Annotated in this window: 24 protein-coding genes; 7 read left to right on the top strand and 17 right to left on the bottom strand. The window is 71.1% G+C overall.

Features of this window, described 5'->3' with window-relative positions; translation table 11 throughout:
- The gene (locus SSP24_RS22585) at positions 1 to 1,593 is read right to left on the bottom strand and encodes an ABC transporter substrate-binding protein (RefSeq protein WP_229865919.1); all 1,593 of its coding nucleotides are present in this window, start codon (positions 1,591 to 1,593) and stop codon (positions 1 to 3) included.
- Between the two features lie 261 nt (positions 1,594 to 1,854).
- Between SSP24_RS22585 and SSP24_RS22580 the strand changes: the two genes are divergently transcribed.
- From SSP24_RS22580 to SSP24_RS22570, 3 genes are all read left to right on the top strand, one after another.
- Complete coding sequence (locus tag SSP24_RS22580; protein ID WP_141311512.1) at positions 1,855 to 2,844, top strand: 2-hydroxyacid dehydrogenase; 990 nt, start codon at positions 1,855 to 1,857, stop codon at positions 2,842 to 2,844.
- A gap of 91 nt (positions 2,845 to 2,935) precedes the next feature.
- Entirely contained in the window at positions 2,936 to 3,970 is a 1,035-nt protein-coding gene (locus SSP24_RS22575; protein ID WP_141311511.1) for a 2-hydroxyacid dehydrogenase, read from the top strand.
- Between the two features lie 9 nt (positions 3,971 to 3,979).
- Positions 3,980 to 4,891, top strand: coding sequence for a 5-dehydro-4-deoxyglucarate dehydratase (locus tag SSP24_RS22570; RefSeq protein WP_141311510.1), 912 nt, complete (start codon positions 3,980 to 3,982; stop codon positions 4,889 to 4,891).
- Between the two features lie 90 nt (positions 4,892 to 4,981).
- On the opposite strand, the gene SSP24_RS22565 is transcribed toward SSP24_RS22570, so the two are convergent.
- From SSP24_RS22565 to SSP24_RS22555, 3 genes are read right to left on the bottom strand one after another with little or no spacing between them, the layout of a single operon-like run.
- Positions 4,982 to 5,548, bottom strand: coding sequence for a hypothetical protein (locus tag SSP24_RS22565; protein WP_141311509.1), 567 nt, complete (start codon positions 5,546 to 5,548; stop codon positions 4,982 to 4,984).
- 35 nt (positions 5,549 to 5,583) lie between these two features.
- The gene (locus SSP24_RS22560; RefSeq protein WP_141311508.1) at positions 5,584 to 6,159 is read right to left on the bottom strand and encodes a GNAT family N-acetyltransferase; all 576 of its coding nucleotides are present in this window, start codon (positions 6,157 to 6,159) and stop codon (positions 5,584 to 5,586) included.
- Positions 6,137 to 8,395 carry an MMPL family transporter gene (locus SSP24_RS22555; RefSeq protein ID WP_141311507.1) on the bottom strand — a complete coding sequence of 753 codons (2,259 nt, stop codon included), beginning with the start codon at positions 8,393 to 8,395 and terminating at the stop codon, positions 6,137 to 6,139. Before SSP24_RS22555 ends, SSP24_RS22560 begins: the two co-directional genes overlap by 23 nt.
- A gap of 187 nt (positions 8,396 to 8,582) precedes the next feature.
- Between SSP24_RS22555 and SSP24_RS22550 the strand changes: the two genes are divergently transcribed.
- Complete coding sequence (locus SSP24_RS22550) at positions 8,583 to 9,362, top strand: SAM-dependent methyltransferase (RefSeq protein WP_141311506.1); 780 nt, start codon at positions 8,583 to 8,585, stop codon at positions 9,360 to 9,362.
- A gap of 94 nt (positions 9,363 to 9,456) precedes the next feature.
- On the opposite strand, the gene gatB is transcribed toward SSP24_RS22550, so the two are convergent.
- The 9 genes from gatB to SSP24_RS22505 form a co-directional block, all read right to left on the bottom strand.
- On the bottom strand, positions 9,457 to 10,971 hold the full coding sequence (gene gatB / locus SSP24_RS22545) for an Asp-tRNA(Asn)/Glu-tRNA(Gln) amidotransferase subunit GatB (RefSeq protein ID WP_141311505.1): 1,515 nt from the start codon (positions 10,969 to 10,971) through the stop codon (positions 9,457 to 9,459).
- 15 nt (positions 10,972 to 10,986) lie between these two features.
- Complete coding sequence (locus SSP24_RS22540; RefSeq protein WP_141311504.1) at positions 10,987 to 11,226, bottom strand: hypothetical protein; 240 nt, start codon at positions 11,224 to 11,226, stop codon at positions 10,987 to 10,989.
- On the bottom strand, positions 11,223 to 12,719 hold the full coding sequence (gatA, locus tag SSP24_RS22535) for an Asp-tRNA(Asn)/Glu-tRNA(Gln) amidotransferase subunit GatA (RefSeq protein WP_141311503.1): 1,497 nt from the start codon (positions 12,717 to 12,719) through the stop codon (positions 11,223 to 11,225). Before gatA ends, SSP24_RS22540 begins: the two co-directional genes overlap by 4 nt.
- A gap of 5 nt (positions 12,720 to 12,724) precedes the next feature.
- On the bottom strand, positions 12,725 to 13,021 hold the full coding sequence (gatC, locus tag SSP24_RS22530) for an Asp-tRNA(Asn)/Glu-tRNA(Gln) amidotransferase subunit GatC (protein ID WP_004925108.1): 297 nt from the start codon (positions 13,019 to 13,021) through the stop codon (positions 12,725 to 12,727).
- Between the two features lie 222 nt (positions 13,022 to 13,243).
- Positions 13,244 to 15,478, bottom strand: a complete 2,235-nt coding sequence (locus SSP24_RS22525; protein WP_141311502.1) for a putative bifunctional diguanylate cyclase/phosphodiesterase — start codon at positions 15,476 to 15,478, stop codon at positions 13,244 to 13,246.
- A gap of 259 nt (positions 15,479 to 15,737) precedes the next feature.
- A complete protein-coding gene (ligA, locus tag SSP24_RS22520) occupies positions 15,738 to 17,933 on the bottom strand; it encodes an NAD-dependent DNA ligase LigA (RefSeq protein ID WP_141311501.1) in 2,196 nt (731 codons plus the stop codon).
- Positions 17,934 to 17,948: 15 nt separating this feature from the next.
- On the bottom strand, positions 17,949 to 18,956 hold the full coding sequence (locus tag SSP24_RS22515) for a methionine synthase (RefSeq protein WP_141311500.1): 1,008 nt from the start codon (positions 18,954 to 18,956) through the stop codon (positions 17,949 to 17,951).
- Between the two features lie 32 nt (positions 18,957 to 18,988).
- The gene (locus SSP24_RS22510; RefSeq protein WP_141311499.1) at positions 18,989 to 19,687 is read right to left on the bottom strand and encodes an SDR family oxidoreductase; all 699 of its coding nucleotides are present in this window, start codon (positions 19,685 to 19,687) and stop codon (positions 18,989 to 18,991) included.
- 21 nt (positions 19,688 to 19,708) lie between these two features.
- Positions 19,709 to 20,248, bottom strand: a complete 540-nt coding sequence (locus SSP24_RS22505; RefSeq protein WP_141311498.1) for an LOG family protein — start codon at positions 20,246 to 20,248, stop codon at positions 19,709 to 19,711.
- A 51-nt stretch (positions 20,249 to 20,299) separates the two neighbouring features.
- On the opposite strand from SSP24_RS22505, the gene SSP24_RS22500 reads away from it, so the two are divergent.
- The gene (locus SSP24_RS22500) at positions 20,300 to 20,635 is read left to right on the top strand and encodes a DUF427 domain-containing protein (protein ID WP_141311497.1); all 336 of its coding nucleotides are present in this window, start codon (positions 20,300 to 20,302) and stop codon (positions 20,633 to 20,635) included.
- Between the two features lie 31 nt (positions 20,636 to 20,666).
- Here the strand turns inward: SSP24_RS22500 and mnmA are convergent, their stop codons facing one another.
- Positions 20,667 to 21,797 carry a tRNA 2-thiouridine(34) synthase MnmA gene (mnmA, locus tag SSP24_RS22495; RefSeq protein ID WP_141311496.1) on the bottom strand — a complete coding sequence of 377 codons (1,131 nt, stop codon included), beginning with the start codon at positions 21,795 to 21,797 and terminating at the stop codon, positions 20,667 to 20,669.
- Between the two features lie 60 nt (positions 21,798 to 21,857).
- Between mnmA and SSP24_RS22490 the strand changes: the two genes are divergently transcribed.
- A complete protein-coding gene (locus SSP24_RS22490) occupies positions 21,858 to 22,529 on the top strand; it encodes an N-acetylmuramoyl-L-alanine amidase (RefSeq protein ID WP_141311495.1) in 672 nt (223 codons plus the stop codon).
- Between the two features lie 7 nt (positions 22,530 to 22,536).
- Here SSP24_RS22490 and SSP24_RS22485 read toward each other — a convergent pair whose 3' ends face one another.
- The 3 genes from SSP24_RS22485 to SSP24_RS42955 form a co-directional block, all read right to left on the bottom strand.
- A complete protein-coding gene (locus SSP24_RS22485) occupies positions 22,537 to 23,700 on the bottom strand; it encodes a cysteine desulfurase family protein (RefSeq protein WP_141311494.1) in 1,164 nt (387 codons plus the stop codon).
- Positions 23,701 to 23,788: 88 nt separating this feature from the next.
- A complete protein-coding gene (locus tag SSP24_RS22480) occupies positions 23,789 to 24,055 on the bottom strand; it encodes a DUF4190 domain-containing protein (protein WP_141311493.1) in 267 nt (88 codons plus the stop codon).
- A gap of 16 nt (positions 24,056 to 24,071) precedes the next feature.
- Positions 24,072 to 24,239, bottom strand: coding sequence for a hypothetical protein (locus tag SSP24_RS42955; RefSeq protein ID WP_167529661.1), 168 nt, complete (start codon positions 24,237 to 24,239; stop codon positions 24,072 to 24,074).
- Between the two features lie 115 nt (positions 24,240 to 24,354).
- On the opposite strand from SSP24_RS42955, the gene SSP24_RS22475 reads away from it, so the two are divergent.
- A partial coding sequence (locus SSP24_RS22475) for a TetR family transcriptional regulator (protein WP_141311492.1) occupies positions 24,355 to 24,934 on the top strand: 580 nt, incomplete at its 3' end.

Genomic DNA, 24,934 nt, shown 5'->3' with positions numbered 1-24,934 from the left:
TCAGTGCTGTGCCGCCTTCGCCGGGCTGACCTCTGCCAGCCGCATCTCGTCGCCGGTGGCGGAGTCCGGCTCGTACCGGATGGACGGTGACAGGCCGAGCAGTCCGCTCATGTGGGCCAGATGGGTGTACTGAACGACCGTCTTGTTCTGGTCGGCGAGCAACTCCGCGAAGGCCTTCTGGCGCTCGTCGCCGGAGAGGGCATCCGCCTCGGCGATGCGCCGGTCGAGTTCCTCGGTGCCGAAGGTGGACTGCGGGCCGTCGCTCATCAGGTACTGGCTCGTGGTGAAGGCCGCGTCGCCGGCCTGGTTGCCGTGCATGATCAGCAGGGCGATGGGGCCGACGCCTTTGGGCAGCGGCCGGAGCTGGTACTGGAGCTGGGTGGCGGTGTCGGCCATCCGTACTCGTACGTTCAGCCCGATCTGCTGCATCTGGTACTGGAGGGCCTCAGCGGTCTCCGACACCCCGGAGAACATGCCGTTGCGGGCTACCAGGGTGATCTGCCGGTCGACGGGCACACCGTCGGCCTTGGCCTCCTCGATCAGGGCCTTGGCCCGGGCAACGTTCTGCCGGGTCGGCCGGATCTCGTCGTTGTGTCCCACCACGCCGGGCGGGACCAGCTGCCCGGCCGGCTCCGCGAGTCCGCCGAGCAGGGCGTCGATGATGCCCTCGCGGTCCACGGCCAGGTCGACGGCCCGGCGTACCCGGAGGTCGTCGAGCGGCGGCTCGCGGCCGTCCAGCCGCAGCGCGGTCGTCTCGTTGTTGGGGTAGGAGGCAGTCGTGTCCTTGTGGGCCTCGATGGGGTCGAGGGCCACCGCGATCTCCGCCTCGCCCTTGTCGATCATGGCGGCCCTGACGCTCGCGTCGCTGCGCCAGACGTAACGGGCCCGGGGGAAGGCCGGGGCCTCGCCCCAGTAGCCGTCGTAGCGGTTGAGGGAGATCGCCGCTCCGGGCTGCCAGGAGCTGACGGCGTAGGGGCCGGTGCCTATGGGGATACGGACCTTTGCCTCGGCGTCGGTCGTGCGCGGCACGATCTCCACGAAGCTCAGGCGCAGCGGCAGGATCGGGTCGGGCTGCTCGGTGGTGACGGTCAGCCGGGTGTCGCTCACCGCCTTCACTTCGAGGTCGGCGTCGCCGAAGACATAGCCCTCGACGTTGCAGGCGAGGTCGGAGTTGACCGCCCGGTCGATGGAGAAGGCGGCGTCCTCGGCGGTGAACGGCTCGCCGTTCTGGAAGGTCACCCCGGTGCGCGTGTCGAAAGTCCAGGTGCGCTCGTCCGTCTGCTTCCAGCCCGTGGCGAGCAGGGGGTGCAGTTCGCCGGAGTCCGGGTCGCGTTCGACGAGCGGCTCGGTGATGTTGGACCGGACGACGACGCCGGTGCCGGTCAGGGAGGCCTCGCACGGTTCCAGGGTCGGTGGCTCCTGAGTGAGCACCACCCGCAGCGTGCGGCCGTCGGCGCGGCCGGCGTCACCGGCGGCGCTGCCCGCGACAGCGCAGCCGCTGGACAACAGCACCGTGCCCGCCAGGAGCATCGCAGTCGTCGCGCGGGACCGCCTTCGTCCGGCGGGCGGGATGGGGGAAACGGAGAACTTCATTGTCGGCTCGTCTCCGGTGAGTGCTGATGTGTCGCGTTCCACGTACGGGCGGCCGCGAGGCGGTGTCTACACTTGCGTACGCGGTCCGCATCTGTGAACGCCGAAGCTAAACCGGCGCCGTGGCAGCGTCAAGGGATGCGCAGGATCGGACCCGTCCCGCGCCGCTTCCGCACCCCCCGGCCCGACCCACCCCGGCCGCACGTGCCGCGCGCCCCCGACCCCTCGACTTCCTCGACTTCCTCGACGCAGACAGGAGATCACATGGCCATCCCCGGACCCACGGCCGACATCACCTCCAGCACCCCGGCCACCTTGCTCCAGGTGTCGCCCCTGCTCACCGGCCTGGAGCGGACCCTGGCCGGGCGTTACCGCACGGTGCGCCTGCACGAACTGCCCGATCCGGCCGCGTACCTGCGCGACCACGGCGGCGAGGTGGTCGCCGCCGTGACCAGCGCGCGGACCGGGGTCGACAACGCCCTGATGGACGCACTGCCGCGGCTGCGCGCCATCGTCCACTTCGGCGTCGGCTACGAGACCACGGACGTGGTCCGCGCCCGGGCGCGCGGCATCGACGTCAGCAACACCCCCGACGTGCTCACCGACTGTGTGGCCGACCTCGCCGTGGGCGCGCTGATCGACTCCATGCGCCGGTTGTCGGCCGCCGACCGGTACGTACGCGGCGGAGGGTGGACCGCCGCGCCGTTTCCGCTGGCCTCGCGGGTGAGCGGGAAGCGGGTCGGCATCCTCGGGCTCGGCCGCATCGGCCGGGCCGTCGCGCGGCGGCTCGAAGGCTTCGGTACCGAGGTGTCGTACTGCTCGCGCGTCCCGGTGGCCGATGTGCCCTACCGCCATCTGCCCACCGCCGAGGCGCTGGCCGCCGCCTGCGACGCGCTCGTGGTCACGGTCGCGGGCGGGGCGGGCACCGAGGGGCTGGTCTCGGCGGCGGTGCTGGAGGCGCTCGGGCCCGAGGGTCACCTGGTGAACGTGGCGCGGGGCAGCGTCGTCGACGAATCGGCCCTGGTCGCGGCGCTGGAGGCGGGGCGGATCGCGGGTGCGGCGCTCGATGTCTTCGCCGACGAGCCGAACGTGCCCCAGGCGCTGCTGGACTCGGACCGGGTGGTCCTGCTCCCCCACATCGCCAGCGCCACCAGGGAGACCCGCGAGGCCATGGGCGAGCTGGTGCTGCGCAATGTGGAGCGGTTCATGACCGAGGGGGTCCTGCTCACCCCGGTGCCGGAGGCCGCCCATTGACACCGCGGCCCACAGCTGTCTACAAATGAGAACGCCGACTACATATGGGGATGGCGTTCATGATACGGAACTCGGAGGTGGTGAGCGGCTCATGCGCATCATGCTGGACCACCGCATCCTGAGCCGCTTCCACGACCGGCTCACAACGTCCACGCGGGGACAGCACGACTGGCTGGAGTCCTACGACTGGGACGCGGCGCGGCGCTCCGAGGCCATCGCCGACGTCGAGGTCTACGTCGGCTCCACGCTGCGCCCCGAGGACGCACGGCGTGCCCAACGGCTGCGGCTCGTCCATGTTGTCGGCGCCGGCTACGACGGCATCCCGCTGGACGCGCTCCACCCGGGGGTCACGGTCGCCACCACCCACCACCACGGCCGTTCCATCGCCGAGCACGTGCTGATGTCGATCCTGATGCTCTCCCGGGACGTCCTGGGAGCCGACCGCGCGCTGCGCGCCGGACGCTGGCGCAATGTGGCGGTCGATCCCGGGCTTGCCTTCGGGACCACGCTGCCGGGCCGCCGCGTGGGCATCATCGGTTTCGGCGAGACCGGCACCGAGGTCGCCCGGCTCTGCCAGGCGGTCGGCCTGCGCATCCGTGCCGTACGGCGCGACCCCCGCGCGCCGGTCCCCGCGGATCTGCGGCCCGACTGGGTCGGCGGCAACGACCGGCTGGCCGAACTCCTCGCCGATTCCGACATCGTGGTGGTCACCGTCCCCCTCACCGCCGCCACCAGGGGGTTGATCGGCCCCGCCGAACTGGCGGCCATGGGCCCCGAGGCCCTGCTGGTCAACGTGGCCCGCGGGCCGGTGGTGCAGGAGGAAGCGCTCTACGAAGCGCTGAGCTCGGGCACCATCGCGGGCGCCGCACTGGACGTGTGGTGGTCGGGCCCTCCCGAGGCGCCCAGCCGACTGCCCTTCCACGACCTGCCGAACGTGCTGATGACCCCGCACCATTCGGGCCACACGGCCGACACCTTCGCCGCCCGCGCGACAGAGATCGCCGACAACATCGACCGGCTGAAGCGCGGCGACGCGCTCAGCAACGTGGTCCGCGCCCCGGCGTCAACCGGAAGCGTCGCCGCAGCACCCCCGTCCCCCGCCCGCGCTGTCCCTCACGATGAGTAGGAAAACACCATGCTCGAAGGCGTTCTCTTCTTCCCCGTCACCCCGTTCACCGCGACCGGCGAGGTCGACCTCGACGCGCTGCGCCGGCACATCGCGGCCGGGGTCGACGCCAGCCCGGGCGGAGTGTTCGTCGCCTGCGGCACCGGCGAGTTCCATGCCCTGGACCTGGATGAGTTCACCGCGGTCGTACGGACCGCCGTCGACGCGGTGGGGGGACGCGTCCCGGTGTACGCCGGGGCCGGCGGCGCCCTCGGCCTGGCCAGGCGGTTCGCGCGGGCGGCGGCCGAGGCCGGTGCGGACGGCCTGCTGCTCATGCCGCCCTACCTGGTCGAGGCACCCGCTGCCGGGCTCGTCGCCTACACCCGGGAAGTCGCCGGGGAGACCGACCTGCCGCTGATCGTCTACAACCGGGCCAACGCGCGGTTCGACGAGCGCTCGGCGGCGGAGGTCGCCCAGCTGCACACCGTCATGGGTCTGAAGGACGGAACGGGCGACCTCGATCTCGTCGCGCGGATCGTCCCCGCCGTACGGGACTCACTCGACGGGACCGGCAAGCAGTTCCAGTTCTTCAACGGCATGCCCACGGCAGAGGCCAGCCAGCAGGCGTACCGGGCGCTGGGGGTGGAGCTGTACTCCTCGGCCGCCTTCGCCTTCGCGCCGGATGTCTCCATCGCCTTCCACCGCGCGGTGGAGGAGGGCGACCAGAAGCGGATCGACGCGCTGCAGCGCGCCTTCTTCCACCCCCTGGTCCGGCTGCGCCAGCGGGTTCCGGGCTACGCGGTGGCGCTGGTGAAGGCCGGGGTCACCCTGGAGGGCATCGAAGCGGGACCGGTACGGCCGCCGCTGACGTCCCTCGCCCCGCAGGAGGTCGAGGAACTGGCGGCCATCATCGCCGAGGGCCGCGCAGTGCTCGCTTCCTGAGCCGCACGCCGACGCGCAAAAAACGAGGGGTCCCCGTACGTCCGTCAGTACCTCTGGACGTCCGGGGACCCCTCGTGGGTCCGTGTCGGCTCAGCCGGTGGCGGGCAGGCCCAGGAGTACGCCGGTGTACTTCAGGACGGCCAGGAACAGGCCGATCACGCCGAGGGAGACACCGGCCCAGGCGACCGACTTGATCCACGGCGCCTGCGGCTTTCCGGGGGCGCCGAACGCGGGGCGGGCCAGGACCACGACGCCGACGATCAGCGCGGCCAGCGCGAACACGCCGGCCCACAGGGCGTTGGCGGCCCAGGCGTCGCCGTAGCCCTCCTTGACCATGGTGGCGACGCTGGAGGTCTGCGAGGTCTGCAGCTGGCCGATCAGCGACTCGCGCGCGGAGGCCACGGTGCCGACCCAGCTGCCGGTGAGCGAGACGATGCCGAGCGCGACGGCGACGACGGCGCCGGCGCCCTGGCCGACACCGGAGGGGCCGGCGTCGTTGGACGCTTCGGGCTGCGCGTCACCGTCCTCGGCGCCGGGGTCGGTGTCGGCTTCCGTGGCGGTGGCGTCCGCCGCCTCCTCGACCCGCTCCTCGTCGGTCTTCGCCTCGGCCTCGGCGCCGGTCTCGGCGGGGGTCTCGTCCACAGTCTTGGTTCCCATGCCCCGCACCGTACGGACGGAGTCTGAGAGGTTCCTTAATGATCGTTGTGAGCGCCGCGCATGCTTGCCTCGGCCCACTCCGGCGCCAGCACCGCCCAGATCTCGTAATCCTGCCGCACGCCCCGCCAGGGATAGCTCTCGCGCAGCACGCCCTCCCGGGTCATGCCGAGCCGGCGTGCCACGTTGATGCTGGCCGTGTTGTCGGACGCCGCGTGCCACTCCACCCGGTGCATACCGCGCTCGTCGAACGCCCAGTCGATCAGGATGCGGGACGCGCGCGTGATGAGGCCTCGTCCGGTGGCCGCCGGTTCCAGCCAGACGCCGATCTCGCAGACCCCGGTGGCGGCGTCGAAGACGCGGAAGAGGACACCGCCGACGAGCTTGCCGTCCAGCCAGATGCCGTGCATGGAGCCGCTGTCGGCGGCGCGCTTGTCGGCGTACGACTGGAGCAGGGCCCGGGCGGAGTCGAGGTCGGTGGCCTTGGCGCCGAACGGGATGTGCCGGGTGATGAAGTCCCGCCCGCGGTCGAGGTGGGCGAGGAACTCCTCGGCGTGCCAGGGCTCCAGGGGCCGCAGCCGGGCCCCGTCGTCACCCAGGGATATCGCGTACATCCGAACGCCGCTCCTTCTCCAGTACGTCCACGACGTCCGTGAGCTTCTCACGTTCGGCGTCGACGTCCTTGAGATTTTCCTGCTCGGCGCGGGACTCGGGCGGCTCGATGCTGATCCGGGGCAGGTGCCGGTCGAGCCAGCCGGGCAGCCACCAGTTGGCGCCGCCGAGCAGGTGCATCAGGGCGGGCACCAGCAGCGTACGGAGCACGAACGCGTCGAGGGCGACGGCGGCGGCGAGCGCGATGCCGAACATGGCTATCACGCGGTCGCCGCTGAGCACGAAGGCCAGGAAGACCGAGATCATGATGACCGCGGCGGAGTTGATCACCCGGCTGGTCTCGGCGAGGCCGACCCGGACGGACCGCCGGTTGTCGCCGGTCTCCAGCCACTCCTCGTACATCCGGCTGACCAGGAAGACCTGGTAGTCCATGGAGAGCCCGAAGAGCACCGACACCATGATCACGGGGAGGAAGGGCTCGATCGGGCCCGCGCGGCCGAGCCCGAGCAGTTCGCTGCCCCAGCCCCACTGGAAGATCGCGACGACCACCCCGAAGGAGGCGGCGACGGCGGCGACGTTCATCGCGGCGGCCTTCAGCGGGATGCCGACGGACCGGAAGGCGAGCAGCAGCAGCACACAGCCGAGCCCGATGACCACGCCGACGAACAGCGGCAGCTTGTCGATGATCACCTCCGCGAAGTCGTCGTAGGCGGCCGTGACCCCGCCGACGTGCACGTCGAGCGAGGTGCCGGCCTCGGCGCGCGGCAGCACCTCGGTGCGCAGCCGGTCGACGAGGTCACTGGTGCTCGCCGACTGCGGGGACGACTCGGGTACGACGGTGAGGTACGCGGTGTGCCCGCCGGAGTCGAACGTCACCGGTGTCACGGCGGCGACCCCCTCGGTGGCGCGCAGGCTGCTGCCGAGGCTGTCGACGGCGAGCCGGTCCTCGGCGCCGTGGATGTCGGTGACGAGGGTGAGGGGGCCGTTGACGCCGGGTCCGAAGCCGTCGGCGAGGAGGTCGTAGGCCTTCCTGGTGGTGGTCGACTCGGGGTTGTTGCCCTGGTCGGAGGTGCCGAGGCGGAGCGAGAGGGTGGGCAGGGCGAGCAGCGTGATGACGGCGAGCGCGACGGCGCCGAGCTTCTTGGGGTGCCGTTCGACGAAGGCGGACCAGCGGGCGGCGAACCCGGTGGGCAGCTCGGGTTCGGGACCGTGTTCCTCCAGGTGGCGGCGTTCGCGGCGGCTGAGCGCGCGCATGCCGATGAAGGACAGCAGGGCGGGCAGCAGGGTCACGGAGGCCGCGACGGTGAGCACGACGGTCAGCGAGGCGGCGATGGCCACACCGTTGAGGAAGCCGAGCTGGAGTATCAGCATCCCCAGCAGCGCGATGCAAACGGTGGCACCCGCGAACACCACCGCACGTCCCGTGGTGGCGACGGCCGTTGTGGCCGCCTCGGTGACGTCCAGGCCGCGTTTCAGGCCCCGCCGGTGCCGGGTGACGATGAACAGCGCGTAGTCGATGCCGACGCCTAGCCCGATCAGCATGCCCAGCATGGGCGCGAAGTCGGCGACGGTCATGGCGTGCCCGAGCAGCACGATCCCGGCGTAGGCGGTGCCGACGCCGACCAGGGCGGTGGCGATGGGCAGCAGGGAGGCGGCGAGCGAGCCGAAGGCGAGGAACAGCACGACCGCGGCGACCACCACGCCGACGACCTCGGCGAGATGGCCGCCGGACGGGTCGGTGAGGCCGATGGCGGTGCCGCCCAGCTCCACCTGGAGCCCGTCGGCCTGGGCGTCCTTGGCGGTGTCCACGACGGCCCGCGCCTCGGACTCGCCGATGTCCTGGGACTGGTCGCGGAAGGCGACCGTGGCGTACGCGGTACGGCCGTCCTCGCTGATCTGGCCCGCGCCCTGACCGTCGTACGGGCTCACCACGGTGGCCACGCCGGGCAGTTGTGCGATGGCGTGCAGGGTGCGGGTCATCGTCTGTTCGACGTCGGCCGCGCGGACGGACCCGGTCTCGGTGTGCCAGACGACCGTGCCCGCAGCGCCGCCCAGCTCCGGGAAGCCCTCTTTCAGCAGTTGCCCGGCCCGCCCCGATTCGGTGCCGGGGACCTGGTAGTCGTTCGAGTACGCCGTGCCGGTCGCGGTGGCGGCAGCGGCAACGCCGCCGAAAGCGAGGAGCCACAGGAGAACAGCGACCAAGCGGTTCCGAACACACCAGCGGGCGAGGGCTGCCACGTACGTGCTCCCAGGATATGACTTGTGGATCTTTGACCGGGAACAGTCGTCCGTAGTCTGAACGGCCCGCAAAGAACGCATGAGCAATGCAGCCACTCTTACAGGGAGAAATGATCGTTTGGTCGTTTCGTGTGTTTATTCACAAGAGTGGGAGGCAGCTCACAGGACAATCGGGTGAACTCTGTCTATGCCTGATCTCACTGAGCGACTCATCCACGACCGCTACCCGCGCAGCAACCAGTACGACGCGCGCTGGGTCGTCGACCATCAGATGGGCCCGAACCCGCTGTGGCTGCTGGAGTGGCTGGCCCCCGCGCTCGGCCTCGATTCCCTGCCCCCACGCGCGCGTGTGCTCGACCTGGGCTGCGGCCGCGCGCTCACCTCGGTCTTCCTCGCCCGGGAGTACGACGTCCAGGTCACCGCCGCCGACCTGTGGATCAAGCCCGACGAGAACGCCGAGCGGCTCGCCGCGGCGGGCGTCGCCGACCGGGTGCTGCCGGTGCACGCCGAGGCGCACGACCTGCCGTTCGGCGAGGACACGTTCGACGCGATCGTGAGCATCGACGCGTATCAGTACTTCGGCACCGACGACCTCTACCTGCCCACCTTGACGCGGCTGGTGAAGCCCGGCGGGCGGATCGGTGTCGTCGTGCCCGCACTGCGGGACGAACCGGACGGCACGGAGCCGCCCGAGCATCTCAGACCATGGTGGGAGCCCGACTTCTGGTGCTTCCACTCCGCCGACTGGTGGCGACGCCACTGGACCCGCGGCGGCGCTGTCGAGGTCGAGGCCGCCGACTGGCTGGACGACGGCTGGCGGGACTGGCTGCTGTGGTGCGACGTGGTCGCCGAGGAGAGCCCGGAGGAGTTCCATCGCACGATGTCCCGCCGGGTCGGCGAGATGCTGCGGGCGGACGAGGGCCGCGCGCTGGGCTTCGTACGACTGGTGGGGCAGCGGCCGTTGTGACACACCAAGGGGGGCACACCAAAGGGGGACACACCAAAGGGCGGACACACCAAGGGAGGTGCACCGAGACCGATGCACCCCCCTTGGTCGTTGCTCAGCCCTCGCTGACGCCCAGCTTCTGCAGGATCAGCTCCTTGACGCGGGCCGCGTCGGCCTGGCCCCGGGTCGCCTTCATGACCGCGCCGACCAGGGCGCCGGCCGCGGCCACCTTGCCGCCGCGGATCTTGTCCGCGACGCCCGGGTTGCCGGCGATGGCCTCGTCGACGGCGGCGGTGAGCGCGCCCTCGTCGGAGACGACCTTCAGGCCGCGCTTGTCGACGACCTCGTCCGGGGTGCCTTCGCCCGCGAGGACGCCCTCGATGACCTGGCGGGCCAGCTTGTCGTTCAGGTCGCCCTTCGAGACCAGCTCGGCGACCCGCGCGACCTGGGCCGGAGTGATCGCCAGCTCGTCGAGCGCCTTGCCCGACTCGTTGGCGCTGCGGGCCAGTTCACCCATCCACCACTTGCGGGCGGCGGCCGCGTCGGCACCGGCGTCGATCGTGGCGACGATCGGGTCCAGCGCACCGGCGTTGAGGATCGCCTGCATGTCCGTGGCGGAGATGCCCCACTCCTCGCGCAGCCGGTTGCGGCGCACCAGCGGCAGCTCCGGCAGCGAGGCGCGGATCTCCTCGACCCACTCCCGGGACGGGGCCACGGGCACCAGGTCCGGCTCGGGGAAGTACCGGTAGTCCTCGGCCTCCTCCTTCGTACGGCCCGAGGTCGTCGTCCCCGTGTCCTCGTGGAAGTGCCGGGTCTCCTGGATCACCGTGCCGCCGTCGCCGAGCACGGCCGCGTGCCGCTGGATCTCGAAGCGCACCGCACGCTCCACGGAGCGCAGCGAGTTGACGTTCTTGGTCTCGGAGCGCGTGCCGAACTTGTCGGCGTCCTTGGGCATCAGCGACAGGTTCACGTCGCAGCGCATCTGGCCCATCTCCATGCGGGCCTCGGACACGCCGAGCGCGCGGATCAGCTCGCGCAGCTCACGGACGTACGCCTTCGCCACCTCGGGAGCACGCTCGCCCGCTCCGACGATCGGCTTGGTGACGATCTCGATGAGCGGGATGCCGGCGCGGTTGTAGTCCAGCAGCGAGTGCAAGGCGCCGTGGATCCGGCCCGTCGCGCCGCCCACGTGCGTGGACTTGCCGGTGTCCTCCTCCATGTGGGCGCGCTCGATCTCCACGCGGAAGGTGGTGCCGTCCTCCAGCTGTACGTCGAGGTAGCCGTTGAAGGCGATCGGCTCGTCGTACTGGGAGGTCTGGAAGTTCTTCGGCATGTCCGGATAGAAGTAGTTCTTCCGGGCGAAGCGGCACCACTCGGCGATCTCGCAGTTCAGCGCGAGGCCGATCTTGATGGCCGACTCGACGCCGGTCTTGTTCATGACCGGGAGCGCGCCGGGCAGGCCGAGGCAGACGGGGCAGGTCTGGGTGTTCGGGTCGGCGCCGAGCGCGGTCGAACAGCCGCAGAACATCTTGGTCTTGGTGCCGAGTTCGACATGGACCTCAAGGCCCATGACGGGGTCGTACGACGCCAGCGCGTCCTCGTACGACACCAGGTCGGTCGTGGTGGTCACGGTGAAACTTCCCTCTCAGCCCAGCAGGACGTCGTCGTCGCCCAGCCGCTTCAGCTCGCGGTAGAGCATGGCGAGGCCGGTGACGACGCCGGCGGCGGTGACGACGGCGTCGACGAGCCGCAGCGTGTCGTTCTCGGCACGGGCCTTCTTGATCTGCTTGGCGACGCCGATCGCGCCGAACGCGGTGGCGGCCATGGACAGGTACGTACCGGACTTCGACTTCTTGAAGCCCTTGGCCTTGGACAGTGCACTCACAGCGACGGAGCCTCCTCCAGGAGCGGGTGCCCCCACTTTTCCACGAAGGCGGCCTCGACGGCGGCGCCCACCTTGTAAAGGCGGTCGTCCTGCATCGCCGGGGCGATGATCTGCAGGCCGACCGGGAGGTTGTCCTCCGGGGCGAGGCCGCAGGGCAGGGACATGGCCGCGTTGCCCGCCAGGTTGGTCGGGATGGTGCACAGGTCCGCGAGGTACATCGCCATCGGGTCGTCGGCACGCTCACCGATCGGGAAGGCGGTGGTGGGCGTGGTCGGTGAGACGATCACATCGACCTGCTCGAACGCCTTGTCGAAGTCCTGCTTGATCAGCGTACGGACCTTCTGGGCGCTGCCGTAGTACGCGTCGTAGTAGCCGCTCGACAGGGCGTATGTGCCGAGCATGATGCGCCGCTTGACCTCGGCGCCGAAGCCGGCCTCGCGGGTCAGCGAGGTGACCTCCTCGGCGGAGTGCGAGCCGTCGTCGCCGGTACGCAGGCCGTAGCGCAGGCCGTCGAAGCGGGCGAGGTTGCTGGAGCACTCGCTCGGGGCGATCAGGTAGTACGCCGACAGCGCGAGGTCGAAGGACGGGCAGTCCAGCTCGACGATCTCCGCGCCCAGCTCCTTGAGGAGGGTCACGGACTCGTCGAAGCGCTGGATCACGCCGGCCTGGTAGCCCTCGCCGCGGAACTGCTTGACGACGCCGACGCGCATCCCGGCGACGCTGCCGTTGCGGGCGGCCTCGACGACCGGCGGGACCGGGGCGTCGATGGAGGTGGAGTCGAGCGGGTCGTGCCCGGCGATCACCTCGTGCAGCAGGGCCGCGTCCAGGACCGTACGGGCGCAGGGCCCGCCCTGGTCGAGGGAGGAGGAGAACGCCACCATGCCGTACCGGGAGACGGCCCCGTACGTCGGCTTCACGCCGACCGTGCCGGTGACGGCGGCCGGCTGACGGATGGAGCCGCCGGTGTCGGTGCCGATGGCGAGCGGGGCCTGGAACGAGGCCAGCGCGGCGGAGGAACCGCCGCCGGAGCCGCCCGGGATACGGGTGAGGTCCCAGGGGTTGCCGGTGGGCCCGTACGCGCTGTTCTCGGTCGAGGACCCCATGGCGAACTCGTCCATGTTGGTCTTGCCGAGGATGACGACGTCGGCGTCCTTCAGCTTCTTGGTGAGGGTGGCGTCGTACGGCGGAATCCACCCTTCCAGGATCTTGGAGCCGACGGTGGTGGGAACGCCCTCGGTGGTGAAGATGTCCTTGAGCGCGAGGGGAACGCCGGCCAGCGGCCCGAGCTTCTCCCCCTTGGCCCGCTTCTCGTCGACGGCACGGGCCTGGGCGAGGGCGCCCTCGCGGTCGATGTGCAGGAAGGCGTGCACCTTCTCGTCGACGGCCTCGATGCGGGCCAGGTGGGCCTCGGTGACCTCGACGGCCGTGAGCTCGCCGGAGGCGATCCTCGCGGCGATCTCGGCGGCGGTGAGCTTGATGATTGCGTCCGTCATGCGGATTACTCCTCCCCCAGGATCTGCGGCACCTTGAAACGCTGCTGCTCCTGGGCCGGGGCGCCGGAGAGCGCCTGCTCGGGGGTGAGCGACGGGCGGACCTCGTCCGGGCGCATGACGTTCGTCAACGGGAGCGGGTGCGAGGTCGGCGGTACGTCTTGGTCGGCGACCTCGCTGACGCGGGCGACCGCGCCGATGATGTCGTCCAGCTGGCCGGCGAAGTGGTCAAGCTCTTCGGGCTTCAGCTCCAGACGCGCCAGCCGGGCGAGGTGGGCGACCTCCTCGCGCGTGATGCCAGGCATGCAGCGATCCTCTGGGGTGAGTGTGTGTGGTTTGGCCTCAATCCTATGGGGCGGGGAGGGGTGACAGTGAAACGGTTAACAGCAGCTCTCTGAGAGACGGTGCAGCCACGCCCTTAAGGGGCGCGGGGAACTGCGCGATCAACCACGACGCCGCCGCAGCCGAACGACTTCAGTACCCGGCACTACCAAACGACTTCAGTACCCGGCACTACCCATGGAAGTTCAGTCGGCCGCAGGCAAGGCGGCCTTCGGCCGCTGCCACCCCCTGGCCCCCCGAGCCCGCAACCAAGCCGTCGTCTCCTCAGGAGGCATCGCCGCGGCGACCAGCCACCCCTGCACGGCATCGCACCGCAGATCCCGCAGCCGCTCCCACGTCTCGTCGTCCTCGACCCCCTCGGCGACCACGAGCAGCCCCAGCGAATGCGCCAGGTCGACGGTGCACCGCACGATCTCCGCGTCCTCCGCGTCGACCGCCAGCCGTGCCACGAACGAACGGTCGATCTTCAGCTCACTCACCGGCAGCCGCTTGAGGTGGACGAGCGAGGAGTACCCCGTGCCGAAGTCGTCCAGCGACATCTTCACGCCGTGCCCGGTCAGCCCGGCGAGCGTGTCGGCCGCCCGCTGCGGGTCCTCAAGGAGTACGTGTTCCGTTATCTCCAGTTGGAGCGCTCCCGCGGGCACTCCGTGCCGGGCGAGGCGCGCAGCGACCGAGCCCGCGAAGCCGGGAGTGTGCACGTCACGCGGGGACACATTCACCGCGACCGGCACGAACAGCCCCTGCGACCGCCACTGCGCCACCTGCCCGAGCGCCGTCTCCAGCACGTACTCCGTCAGCTGCGGCATCAGCCCGGACGACTCGGCGATCGCGATGAACTCGTCCGGCGGCACCTTCCCGCGCTCCGGGTGCACCCACCGCACCAGCGCCTCAAGACCGGCCACCTGCCCGTCGAAGCGCACCTTGGGCTGGTAGTGCAGCTCGACCTCGTGCGCGTCCAGCGCGCGGCGCAGGTCGGCGAGAAGACCGAGCCGGTCCGGGGTGTTGGAGTCCCGCTTGGACTCGTACACCTCCACCCCCGTACGGTCGCGTTTCGCCTGGTACATCGCCACGTCCGCGCGGCGCAGCAGGCCCTCGGCGTCGAGGGCGTGGTCGGGGAAGACGGCGACGCCGGCGCTGGCCTCCAGCACGAGGGTGAGGCCGTCGAGGTCGATCGGGGAGCTGAGCGCGGTGACCAGGCCGCGGGCGATCCTCGTGGCGGACGTCGTGGAGTCGGCGACCGGGAGTAACACGGCGAACTCGTCTCCGCCGAGCCGGGCGGCCTCCGCCCCGCGCGGCAGGGCCAGCCGCAGCCGGTCGGCGGTCTGCAGCAGCAGCCGGTCACCGGCGAGATGACCGAGGGTGTCGTTGACCGATCGGAACCGGTCCAGGTCGATCAGCATCAGGGCGGCGCGGGCGTCGATGCGCTCGGCGTCGTCGAGTGCGGTCCAGATGCGCTCCAGGAGCCACTGGCGGTTGGGGAGCCCGGTGAGCGGATCGCGCAGTTGCTCCTCCGCGCGGGCGCGGGCTATCCACAGGGTGGAGTCGAGGGCGATCAGGGGGATGGCGAACAGCGGCAGCAGGATCGGCTTGGCGACGGCGACCACACAGATCAGGGGTGCGATGCCGAGCAGTGCGACCGCGACCAGGCCGTGCCGGACCAGGGCGGTGCGGGCGATGGTGGGCAGTCCGCCGGGGCGGGGCGCGTGCAGGTACCACAGCAGGGTGCGCGAGACCGCGAGGTAGGCGGTCGCGACCAGGATGACCTCGGTGGCGGTGTAGAGGGACCAGGTGGCGGGGTGCCAGGGGGTCTCGACGGACGGTACGCGGCCGAAGGCGGCCAGCAGGAGGGCGCCGGCGCCGATGCCGAGGATGTCCACCGCGCCGTGCAGCACGCCCTGCCGCCAGCGGTGCCGCCGGGCTATGCCGACCAGGACGACGACGGTGAGGCTGACCAGCCCGGCGGGCACCCAGCCGTACAGCAGCAGGACGGCGAGGGTGAGCGCGGCGCCGGAGCCGGTGCCGCCCCACCAGCGGGCGCGGCCGAGCGCGACCAGGTGGCCGACGATGATGCCGGTCAGCACGGCCAGCGACCAGCCGGCCGTGCCGGACGGGAAGAGCGGGTGGTGGCCGGTGAACGCCCGCAGGAATCCGGCGCCGAGGGCGAACCCGGCGGCCGCGACGACCGCCGCGGGCAGCGCGGGCCAGGACAGGTGCCGTTCGGCGTCGACTCCTGGCAGTCCTGGGGCGTGCCCGGCGGTGAGGGCGGCGGCGTCGCATCCGGCCGGCACGATGCGCTGCCCGGCGTCGGTGTCCCTCGTCGCCGCGGCACTCGCACGCCAGGCAGAACGGAGGCCCCCTCGCCAGGCGCCGGCCATCCGGCGCAGCCGTGAGTACGGGGCGGCGCTCTCGGTCGGTTCCATTCCCGTCCCTCTCACAGCCGGCGGTGCCCACGCCACGCGGCCCGTTGCCCGACATCCATCAACGGCACCGCGTTGGAAAACCGTTCCCCGTGCTCGCCAGGAGCAAGGGAATGCCCCAACCGCAGCTGGGCACGGCAGGTGCACACCTCAACAGTAGGCCGCAGAAGGCTTCCACGGGCAGCGGTCGTCGACGGTTGCCCGAATGCGCCCCGGCCGCCCGTATGCATCTGATATGCGCCGATCGGGTGTTCCTCAACCGCTACTCGCCGGTCGGAAGCGCGACCTCCGACGCGGCCTCAGGCCCTTGCTCCAGAAGGACGTTGAACCCCTCCTCGTTCAGGACCGGCACCTTGAGCTGCATCGCCTTGTCGTATTTCGATCCGGGGTTGTCACCCACAACGACGAATGACGTCTTCTTCGAAACCGAACCCGTCACCTTGGCGCCCCGGGTCTGCAGCGCCTCCTTCGCGCCGTCCCGCGTGAAGTGTTCGAGCGTGCCGGTGACGACGACGGTGAGGCCTTCGAGCGGGCGGGGGCCCTCGTCCTCGCCGGTGCTCTGCTCCTCCAGGCGGACGCCGGCGGCCTTCCACTTGCGGATGATCTCGCGGTGCCAGTCCTCGGCGAACCACTCCTTGAGCGAGGCGGCGATGATGGGGCCGACCCCGTCGGTGGTGGCCAGTTCCTCCTCGGTCGCCTGCTCGATGCGGTCGATGGAGCGGAACTCGCGGGCCAGCGCCTCCGCGGCGACCGGGCCGACATGACGGATCGACAGGCCGGTCAGGACGCGGGCGAGCGGGCGCTGCTTGGCGGCCGCGATGTTCTCCAGCATCGCGAGGGCGTTCTTCTTGGGCTCGCCCTGCTGGTTGGCGAAGACCGTGGCGATCTTCTCCTCGCCGGTCTTGGGGTCCCGCTTGGGCAGGCCGCTGTCCTGGTCGAGGACGTACGCCTTGATGGGCAGCAGCTGCTCGACGGTGAGGTCGAACAGATCACTCTCGTCCTTCAGCGGCGGCTCCTCCGGCTCCAGCGGACCGGTGAGCGCGGCCGCGGCGACATAGCCGAAGTGCTCGATGTCCAGCGCCTTGCGGCCCGCCAGATAGAACAGCCGCTCGCGCAGTTGTGCGGGGCAGGCACGGGAGTTCGGGCAGCGCAGGTCGACGTCGCCCTCCTTCATCGGCCTCAGCGCCGTACCGCACTCGGGGCACTCGGACGGCATCACGAACTCGCGCTCGGTGCCGTCGCGCAGGTCGACGACCGGGCCGAGGATCTCCGGGATGACGTCACCGGCCTTGCGCAGCACCACCGTGTCGCCGATGAGGACGCCCTTGGCCTTGACGATGTCCTGGTTGTGCAGGGTGGCGAACTCGACCTCCGAGCCGGCCACCGTCACCGGCTCCACCTGCGCGTACGGCGTGACGCGGCCGGTACGGCCCACGCCGACGCGGATGTTGACGAGCTTGGTGTTGACCTCCTCCGGCGCGTACTTGTACGCGATCGCCCAGCGCGGGGCGCGGGCCGTCGAACCGAGGCGGCCCTGGAGGCGGATCTCGTCGAGCTTGACCACCACACCGTCGATCTCGTGCTCCACGGAGTGGCGGTTCTCGCCGTAGTACGCGATGAACTCCCGTACGCCTTCGAGGTCGTCGACCACCTTGTTGTGCTGCGAGGTGGGCAGGCCCCACTCCCCCAGCAGGTCGTAGACCTGGGAGAGGCGGGTGAGGCCCTGGAAGCCCTCCAGGGCGCCGATGCCGTGCACCACCATGTGCAGCGGGCGGGTGGCCGTGACGCGCGGGTCCTTCTGGCGCAGGGAACCGGCCGCCGCGTTGCGCGGGTTGGCGAAGGGCTTGTCGCCGGCCTCCACCAGGCGGCGGTTGAGCTCCTCGAACTTCTCCATCGGGAAGTAGACCTCGCCGCGGATCTCCACCAGGTCCGGGACGCGGTCGCCCTTCAGCCGGTCCGGGATCTCGGCGATGGTCCGGACGTTGGGGGTGATGTCCTCGCCGGTGCGGCCGTCGCCGCGGGTCGCCGCGCGCGTGAGGCGGCCGTGCTCGTAGGTGAGGTTGACGGCGAGGCCGTCGACCTTGAGCTCGCACAGGAAGTGGTAGTCCTGCGCACCCAGTTCGCGGGCGATGCGGTCGGCCCACGCGGCGAGCTCGTCGTCGTTGAAGGTGTTGTCGAGGGACAGCATGCGCTGGCGGTGCTCGACCGCCGTGAAATCCGTCTCGTAGGACCCGGCGACCTTCTGGGTCGGCGAGTCCGGGGTGCGCAGCTCCGGGTACTCCTCCTCCAGCTCCTCCAGGGTGCGCAGGAGCTGGTCGAACTCCGCGTCGCTGATGACGGGAGCGTCCTTCACGTAGTACCGGAAGCGGTGCTCCTCGACCTGCTCGGCGAGCCGCGCATGCCGCTCCCGTGCCTCGGCGGGTACCGCTGTGGACTCCGCTTGCTTGTCGCCGGCCACCGTGTTGTCCTCCCGTTACTCAGGGTTGTCCGCGAGGGATCTCGCCGCCCGGACGCAGTGGGCGAGGGCCCTGCGCGCGTACTCGGGGGAAGCGCCCGCGAGTCCGCACGTGGGCGTGACCGTGACCGCCTCCGGAAGAAGCCCCGGTGACAGCCCCAGCCTGCGCCACAGCGTCCTGACACCCATGACGCTACCGGCAGGGTCTGACAATGGGCCGTCCGTGCTCGGCACGACACCGGCGAACAGCCGGGTGCCGCCCTCCACGGCCTCGCCGATCGCGTCGTCGTCACGCTCGGTGAGAAGCGAGAAGTCGAAGGAGACGGCGGCGGCACCGGCCCGGCGCAGCAGCGCGAACGGGACGTCGGGGGCGCAGGAGTGGACCACGACCGGGCCGCCGTCGTGCACGCCGACGACGTCCCGGAGCGTGGCCTCGACGATCTGCCGGTCGACGGCTCGGTGGGTGCGGTAGCCGCTGGCGCTCCGCACCTGGCCGCGCAGTACGGCGGTGAGGGAGGGCTCGTCGAGCTGGAGCACGAGCCGGGCGCCGGGGATACGCCGCCGCACCTCGTCCAGGTGCAGGCGCAGGCCCTCGGTGAGGGAGGCGGCGAGGTCGCGGCATGCGCCGGGGTCGGACAGGACCGCCTCGCCGTTCTTCAGCTCGATGGCCGCGGCGAGCGTCCACGGCCCCACGGCCTGCACCTTCAGCGGGCCCTCGTACCCCTGCGTGAACTCCTCCAGGGCGTCGAGGTCCTCGCCGAGCCACGACCACGCCCGCTTGGTGTCCCGTCCCGGCCGGTCCCCGAGCCGCCAGCCACTGGGCTCCACGCGCGCGTACAGCTCGACGAGCATCCCGGCGGTCCGCCCGATCATGTCGGCGCCGGGCCCCCGCGCGGGCAGCTCGGGCAGGAACGGGAAGTCCTCGAAGGACCCGGTGACGGTCTTGGCGGCCTCACGGGCGTCCCCGCCCGGCAGGGAACCGACGCCGGTGGCGGCACCGAAGTGGAACTGGCTGTTTTCGCTCACTCCGGCAGCCTACGGAACGCCTGCCGCCGATTTCACCGCCCCGGCCGCACTGTCAGGTCGTTCACCTCCGCGTCCCTCGGCAGGTCCAGGGCCATCAGGATCGTCGTGGCGACGGACTCCGGGTCGATCCACTTCGACGGGTCGTACTCCTTGCCCTCCTGCTGGTGGACCTTGGCCTGCATGGGGCTCGCCGTGCGGCCGGGATAGACGGAGGTGACGCGGACGCCGCCCGCGTGCTCCTCGTGGCGCAGGGAGTCGGCGAGGGCCTTCAGGCCGTGCTTGGAGGCCGCGTACGCGGACCAGTCGGCGTGGGCGTTCAGCCCCGCGCCCGAGTTCACGAAGACCACGTGGCCGCGGGCGGCGCGCAGTTGGGGCAGGAGAAGACGGGTGAGCTCGGCGGGGGCGATGAGGTTGACGTTGAGCTGGTGACGCCAGGTCTTGGGGGTGAGGTCGCCGACCGGGCCCAGGTCGACCACGCCGGCGATGTGCAGCAGGGAGTCCACCCGGTCCGGCAGCGTCTGGTGGGACAGCGCCCAGCTCAGCCGGTCGGGGTCCGCGAGGTCGCCGACGAGGGTCCTCGCCCCGGGGAACTCGGCGGCCAGTTCCTTCGCGCGGCCCGCGTCGCGCGCGTGCAGCACGAGGTCGTCCCCGCGCGCGTGCAGACGGCGGGCCACGGCCGCGCCGATGCCGGAACCCGCCCCGGTGATCACATGTGTAGCCATGCCCGCCATGCTCGCATCACCCGCGTGTCATCACGCCACGCCCCGGCTCTCCTCCAGGTACGCCAGCGCACCCACCGGCTCCGCCGCGAAGAACACCAGGTCGGCCAGCGGCCGGGGCAGGAACCCCTCGTCCTCCATGCGGCGGAACTGCTCCTTCAGGCCGTCGTAGAAGCCCGCGGTGTTCAGCAGCACCACGGGCTTGTCGGTGTGGCCGTGCTTCTTCAGCTCCAGGATCTCCGTGGCCTCGTCGAGCGTGCCGGTGCCGCCCACCATGATCACCACGGCGTCGGACTTCTCCAGGAGCAGCTTCTTGCGCTCGGCCAGATCCCTGGCGATCACCATCTCGTCGACGCCCTGGCGCGCCTTGGCCGCCAGGAATTCCACGGAGACGCCCACGAGGCGTCCGCCCGCCTCCTGCACGCCGTCGGCCACCACCTTCATCAGGCCGACGTCCGAACCGCCCCACACCAGCGTGTGCCCGCCCTTGCCCAGCAGTTTCGCGAACTCGCGCGCGGGGCGCGTGTAGCGGTCGTCGAGGTCGGCGGCGGAGAGGAAGACGCAGATATTCATGGAGCAACCGTACGGGGGAAGAACCGGGCGCCCGCGAGCGCTTTTCCCGACATGACGCAGAACACGACCCGAGGCCACACGATCACCATCGAGCAGGGCACGCAGCGCGTGCGCGTCGTCCACGACGGGCAGGTGCTGGCGGAGAGCGACCGGCCCCTTGTCCTGCGGGAGACGGGCTGCCCCGTGCGCTACTACATCCCGCCGCAGGACGTCCGGCTCGACCTGCTCACCCCGTCGGAGACCCACACCGTCTGCCCGTTCAAGGGCACGGCGTCCTACTGGTCGCTGCCGGACGCCGCGGACCTCGTCTGGTCCTACCCGGAACCCAAGCCGGACGTGGCCGCGATCAAGGACCACCTCTGCTTCTACGAGGTGGAGGTGGCCTGACCTTCCTACAAGGTGGCCTGAGCCGGTCGGTTCAGGCCACGCCCGCCGTCGCGCGCGTGGTCGACGCGATGGTCGCCGAGCCGACCACGCGCGTGCCGTCGTACAGAACGATCGCCTGGCCCGGGGCCACGCCCCGGACCGGCTCGGTGAAGGTCACCTGGAGTTCGCCGTCGATGAGCTCCGCGGTCACCTCGGTCTCGCCGCCGTGGGCGCGCAGCTGGGCGGTGTAGGTGCCGGGGCCGACCGGGGCGGCGCCGCACCAGCGGGGCTTGATCGCGGTGAGCGCCGAGACGTCGAGGGCCTCGGCGGGGCCCACGGTGACCGTGTTGTTCACCGGCGAGATGTCGAGGACGTAGCGCGGCTTGCCGTCGGGCGCGGGGGTGCCGATCCTGAGCCCCTTGCGCTGGCCGATGGTGAAGCCGTACGCCCCGTCGTGGGTGCCCAGCTTGGTGCCGGACTCGTCGACGATGTCGCCCTCCGCCCGGCCGAGCCGGTTCGCCAGGAAGCCCTGGGTGTCGCCGTCGGCGATGAAGCAGATGTCGTGCGAGTCCGGCTTCTTGGCCACCGCCAGGCCCCGGCGCTCGGCCTCCGCGCGGATCTCGTCCTTTGTGGTGACCGTGTCACCGAGCGGGAACATCGCGTGCGCGAGCTGCTTCTCGTCCAGTACACCGAGGACGTACGACTGGTCCTTGGCCATGTCGGAGGCGCGGTGCAGCTCGCGGCTGCCGTCGGGCAGGGTCACGATCTTCGCGTAGTGCCCGGTGCAGACCGCGTCGAAGCCCAGCGCCAGCGCCTTGTCCAGCAGCGCGGCGAACTTGATCTTCTCGTTGCAGCGCAGGCACGGGTTGGGCGTGCGGCCCGCCTCGTACTCGGCGACGAAGTCCTCCACGACGTCCTCGCGGAAGCGGTCGGCGAGGTCCCAGACGTAGAACGGGATGCCGATGACGTCGGCGGCGCGGCGGGCGTCGCGGGAGTCCTCGATGGTGCAGCAGCCCCGCGCGCCCGTGCGGAACGACTGCGGGTTCGCGGAGAGCGCGAGATGGACTCCGGTCACGTCGTGGCCCGCCTCGGCCGCGCGGGCGGCGGCGACGGCGGAGTCGACCCCGCCGGACATGGCGGCGAGGACGCGGAGGGGGCGGGAGCGCTGCGGGGTGTCAGTCATAGCCCTTCCAGGGTACGGGGGCGCGGGAACCAGAGCCCGCGAGTATCCGTTCTCGATCACATGGAGCAGACGAAGGGCGGCGGCCAGGACCGGCGGATCGGGCGGCGCGCGCTGATCATCGGCGGGGCCGCGGCCGCGGTGGGCACGGGTGCCGTGCTGGCGCGGGACGAGCTGTCGCAGCTGTGGTGGCAGGTGCCCGGGGTGGAGAAGCCGCGGGTGGCGGGGGCCGTCGACTACACGGGCGCGCGCTGGGTGGCGGCCTCGTCGGCGAACTGGCGGCGGGCGGACCGGCCGGACGACTACACGATCGACATGGTGATCATCCATGTCACCCAGGGCAGCTTCGACAGCGCGGTGAGGGTCTTCCAGGACCCGGGGCACGGAGCGGCGTCGCACTACATCGTCCGCAAGGACGGCCACATCGCGCAGATGATCCGCGAGCTGGATGTGGCGTACCACGCGGGCAACCGCGACTACAACGAACGCAGCGTCGGCATCGAGCACGCGGGCTTCGTCGACCGCCCGCAGGACTTCACGGACGCGATGTACGCCGCGTCCGCCCGCCTCACGGCTGGGATATGCGCGCGGTACGGCATACCCGTCGACCGCGAGCACATCATCGGGCACGTGGAGGTGCCGGGCACCGACCACACCGATCCCGGGGAGCACTGGGACTGGGACCGGTACATGAAGCTCGTACGGCAGGCGAGCTCGGCTGCGACGCCGGCCTGACGCGGGATTACGTCAGCCCTGCCGCGCGGGCCCGTTCCACCGCCGGTCCGATGGCCTTGGCCACCGCCTCGGCGTCGGCCGTCGTGGAGGTGTGGCCGAGGGAGAAGCGGAGGGTGCCGCGGGCCAGGTCCGGGTCGGTGCCGGTGGCGAGCAGGACGTGGCTGGGCTGGGCGACTCCGGCGGTGCAGGCGGAGCCGGTGGAGCACTCGATGCCCTGGGCGTCCAGGAGCAGCAGCAGGGAGTCGCCCTCGCAGCCGGGGAACGTGAAGTGGGCGTTGGCCGGGAGGCGGTTCACCGGGTCACCGCCGAGGATCGCGTCCGGCACCGCCGTACGGACCACGTCGATCAGGTCGTCGCGCAGGGCGCCGATCTCGCGGGCGAACTGCTCGCGGTGCTCGGCGGCGTGCCGGCCGGCCACGGCGAAGGAGGCGATGGCGGGGACGTCGAGGGTGCCGGAGCGGACGTGACGCTCCTGGCCGCCGCCGTGCAGGACGGGTACGGGGCTGTACTCACGGCCCAGGATCAGCGCGCCGATGCCGTACGGGCCGCCGATCTTGTGGCCGGAGACGGTCATCGCGGCGAGGCCGGAGGCGGCGAAGTCGACCGGGAGCTGGCCGAAGGCCTGGACGGCGTCGGAGTGCAGCGGTACGCCGAACTCGGCGGCCGTCTCGGCGAGTTCGCGGATCGGCAGGACCGTGCCGATCTCGTTGTTCGCCCACATGACGGTGGCGAGGGCGACGTCGTCGGGGTTGCGGGCGATGGCCTCGCGCAGGGCCTCGGGGTGGACCCGGCCGTAGGAGTCGACGGGGAGGTACTCGACGGTGGCGCCCTCGTGTTCGCCGAGCCAGTGGACGGCGTCCAGGACGGCGTGGTGCTCGACGGGGCTGGCCAGGACCCGGGTGCGGGCCGGGTCGGCGTCACGCCGGGACCAGTACAGGCCCTTGACGGCGAGGTTGTCGGCCTCGGTGCCGCCGGAGGTGAAGACGACCTCGCTGGGGCGGGCGCCGAGGGCTTCCGCGAGGGTCTCGCGGGCTTCCTCGACGGTGCGGCGGGCCTGGCGGCCGGATGCGTGGAGGGAGGAGGCGTTGCCCGTACTGCGCAGGTGGGCGGTGAGTGCCTCTGCCGCCTCCGGGAGCATCGGGGTGGTCGCGGCGTGGTCGAGGTATGCCATGGTGACGCCGATTCTACGCGCGGCGGTCCTTGGCTGGTTTCGAGGTTGGCCGGGGTTGGTGTCCACCCCCTCTAGTCGTAGGTCGCCCTCAGAAGCTCCAGGAAATCGTGTTGTCCGCCTGCATGAATGCCGCCAGGACCAGCAGGTCCGCGACGCCCAGGCCGAGGCCGAGGTAGGCGCGGAAGCGGCGGTTGGTGCCGCGCCAGAGGGCGATGGTGGCCAGGGCGATGGCGATGGGGCCGAGGAAGATGTTGAGGACCAGAAGGCCCAGGAGGCCCAGGACGAAGGACGCGACGGCCATGCCGTCGGTGTCGTGGATGCCGGTGCGGCGCTTGGCCGGTGCGGTCAGTTGCATGATGGGCTCCTGACGGTCAGTGGGTCGGCGTCCGGCGCCGACGGCCGTGACGCTCACGGAGTGCGAAGACGCCGAGCCAGGCGGCGATCACGGCGGCGGTGACGAGGGTGAAGCCGATCGGCGCGTGGGCCACGGTGCCCATGACCACGCCGAGCAGCAGGAGCGCGGCGACCAGGAAGAGCATGGGATGAGTCCCCTCCGCTTCGGTGAACGCTTGTAGTTACACTTGTTCACTGACTTCCCAGTCTAGCGCGCCGCACGACTTCCCAATTACAGAGAACAGTTGTTAACTGCATGGTATGAGTCACACCCTCGGCATCCGGCAGGCGCAGAAGCAGAAGACCCGACAGGCGCTCCTGGACGCCGCGTTGGAGCTGCTGGAGGAGCAGAGCCTGAGCAGCCTGGGTCTGCGCGAGGTCACCCGTGCGGTCGGTGTCGCCCCGACCGCCTTCTACCGGCACTTCCGCTCCACCGCGGACCTCGGCGTGGCCCTGGTCGAGGAGGCGCTGAGCAGTCTGCACCCGACGATCCGCACCATCGTGTCCACGGCCGGTGACAGCGACGAACGCATCACCCGCGCCGTGGAGTTGATCGGCGGTCATGTGCGGGCCCACCCCGCCCACGTCCGCTTCATCGCCCGCGAGCAGCACGGCGGGGTCCAGCCGGTGCGGGAGGCCATTCGCGGTCAACTGGCCCTGTTCACCGAGGAAGTGAAGGCCGAACTGGCCAAGGATCGCGCGGCCGAGGGCTGGAGCGACGACGATCTGCTGATGCTCGCGGGGCTGTACGTCGACCAGATGCTGGTCACGGCCTCGCTCTTCCTGGAGGCCCTGGGCTCCGAGGAACAGCAACGGCGGGTCGCCCGGCTGGCGACCCGCC

The sequence above is a fragment of the Streptomyces spinoverrucosus genome (genome assembly GCF_006539505.1).
In the GTDB taxonomy this organism is placed as follows: Bacteria; Actinomycetota; Actinomycetes; order Streptomycetales; family Streptomycetaceae; genus Streptomyces; species Streptomyces spinoverrucosus.
This window is presented reverse-complemented; position numbering and strand designations above follow the sequence as displayed.

Excerpts from the sequence above, each read along its gene's own strand:
- SSP24_RS22585 (WP_229865919.1), bottom strand. The coding sequence starts at position 1,593 with ATGAAGTTCTCCGTTTCCCCCATCCCGCCCGCCGGACGAAGGCGGTCC.
- SSP24_RS22580 (WP_141311512.1), top strand. The coding sequence starts at position 1,855 with ATGGCCATCCCCGGACCCACGGCCGACATCACCTCCAGCACCCCGGCC.
- SSP24_RS22575 (WP_141311511.1), top strand. The coding sequence starts at position 2,936 with ATGCGCATCATGCTGGACCACCGCATCCTGAGCCGCTTCCACGACCGG.
- SSP24_RS22570 (WP_141311510.1), top strand. The coding sequence starts at position 3,980 with ATGCTCGAAGGCGTTCTCTTCTTCCCCGTCACCCCGTTCACCGCGACC.
- SSP24_RS22565 (WP_141311509.1), bottom strand. The coding sequence starts at position 5,548 with ATGGGAACCAAGACTGTGGACGAGACCCCCGCCGAGACCGGCGCCGAG.
- SSP24_RS22560 (WP_141311508.1), bottom strand. The coding sequence starts at position 6,159 with ATGTACGCGATATCCCTGGGTGACGACGGGGCCCGGCTGCGGCCCCTG.
- SSP24_RS22550 (WP_141311506.1), top strand. The coding sequence starts at position 8,583 with ATGCCTGATCTCACTGAGCGACTCATCCACGACCGCTACCCGCGCAGC.
- gatA (WP_141311503.1), bottom strand. The coding sequence starts at position 12,719 with ATGACGGACGCAATCATCAAGCTCACCGCCGCCGAGATCGCCGCGAGG.
- gatC (WP_004925108.1), bottom strand. The coding sequence starts at position 13,021 with ATGCCTGGCATCACGCGCGAGGAGGTCGCCCACCTCGCCCGGCTGGCG.
- SSP24_RS22525 (WP_141311502.1), bottom strand. The coding sequence starts at position 15,478 with ATGGAACCGACCGAGAGCGCCGCCCCGTACTCACGGCTGCGCCGGATG.
- SSP24_RS22510 (WP_141311499.1), bottom strand. The coding sequence starts at position 19,687 with ATGGCGGGCATGGCTACACATGTGATCACCGGGGCGGGTTCCGGCATC.
- SSP24_RS22505 (WP_141311498.1), bottom strand. The coding sequence starts at position 20,248 with ATGAATATCTGCGTCTTCCTCTCCGCCGCCGACCTCGACGACCGCTAC.
- SSP24_RS22500 (WP_141311497.1), top strand. The coding sequence starts at position 20,300 with ATGACGCAGAACACGACCCGAGGCCACACGATCACCATCGAGCAGGGC.
- mnmA (WP_141311496.1), bottom strand. The coding sequence starts at position 21,797 with ATGACTGACACCCCGCAGCGCTCCCGCCCCCTCCGCGTCCTCGCCGCC.
- SSP24_RS22490 (WP_141311495.1), top strand. The coding sequence starts at position 21,858 with ATGGAGCAGACGAAGGGCGGCGGCCAGGACCGGCGGATCGGGCGGCGC.
- SSP24_RS22485 (WP_141311494.1), bottom strand. The coding sequence starts at position 23,700 with ATGGCATACCTCGACCACGCCGCGACCACCCCGATGCTCCCGGAGGCG.
- SSP24_RS22480 (WP_141311493.1), bottom strand. The coding sequence starts at position 24,055 with ATGCAACTGACCGCACCGGCCAAGCGCCGCACCGGCATCCACGACACC.
- SSP24_RS42955 (WP_167529661.1), bottom strand. The coding sequence starts at position 24,239 with ATGCTCTTCCTGGTCGCCGCGCTCCTGCTGCTCGGCGTGGTCATGGGC.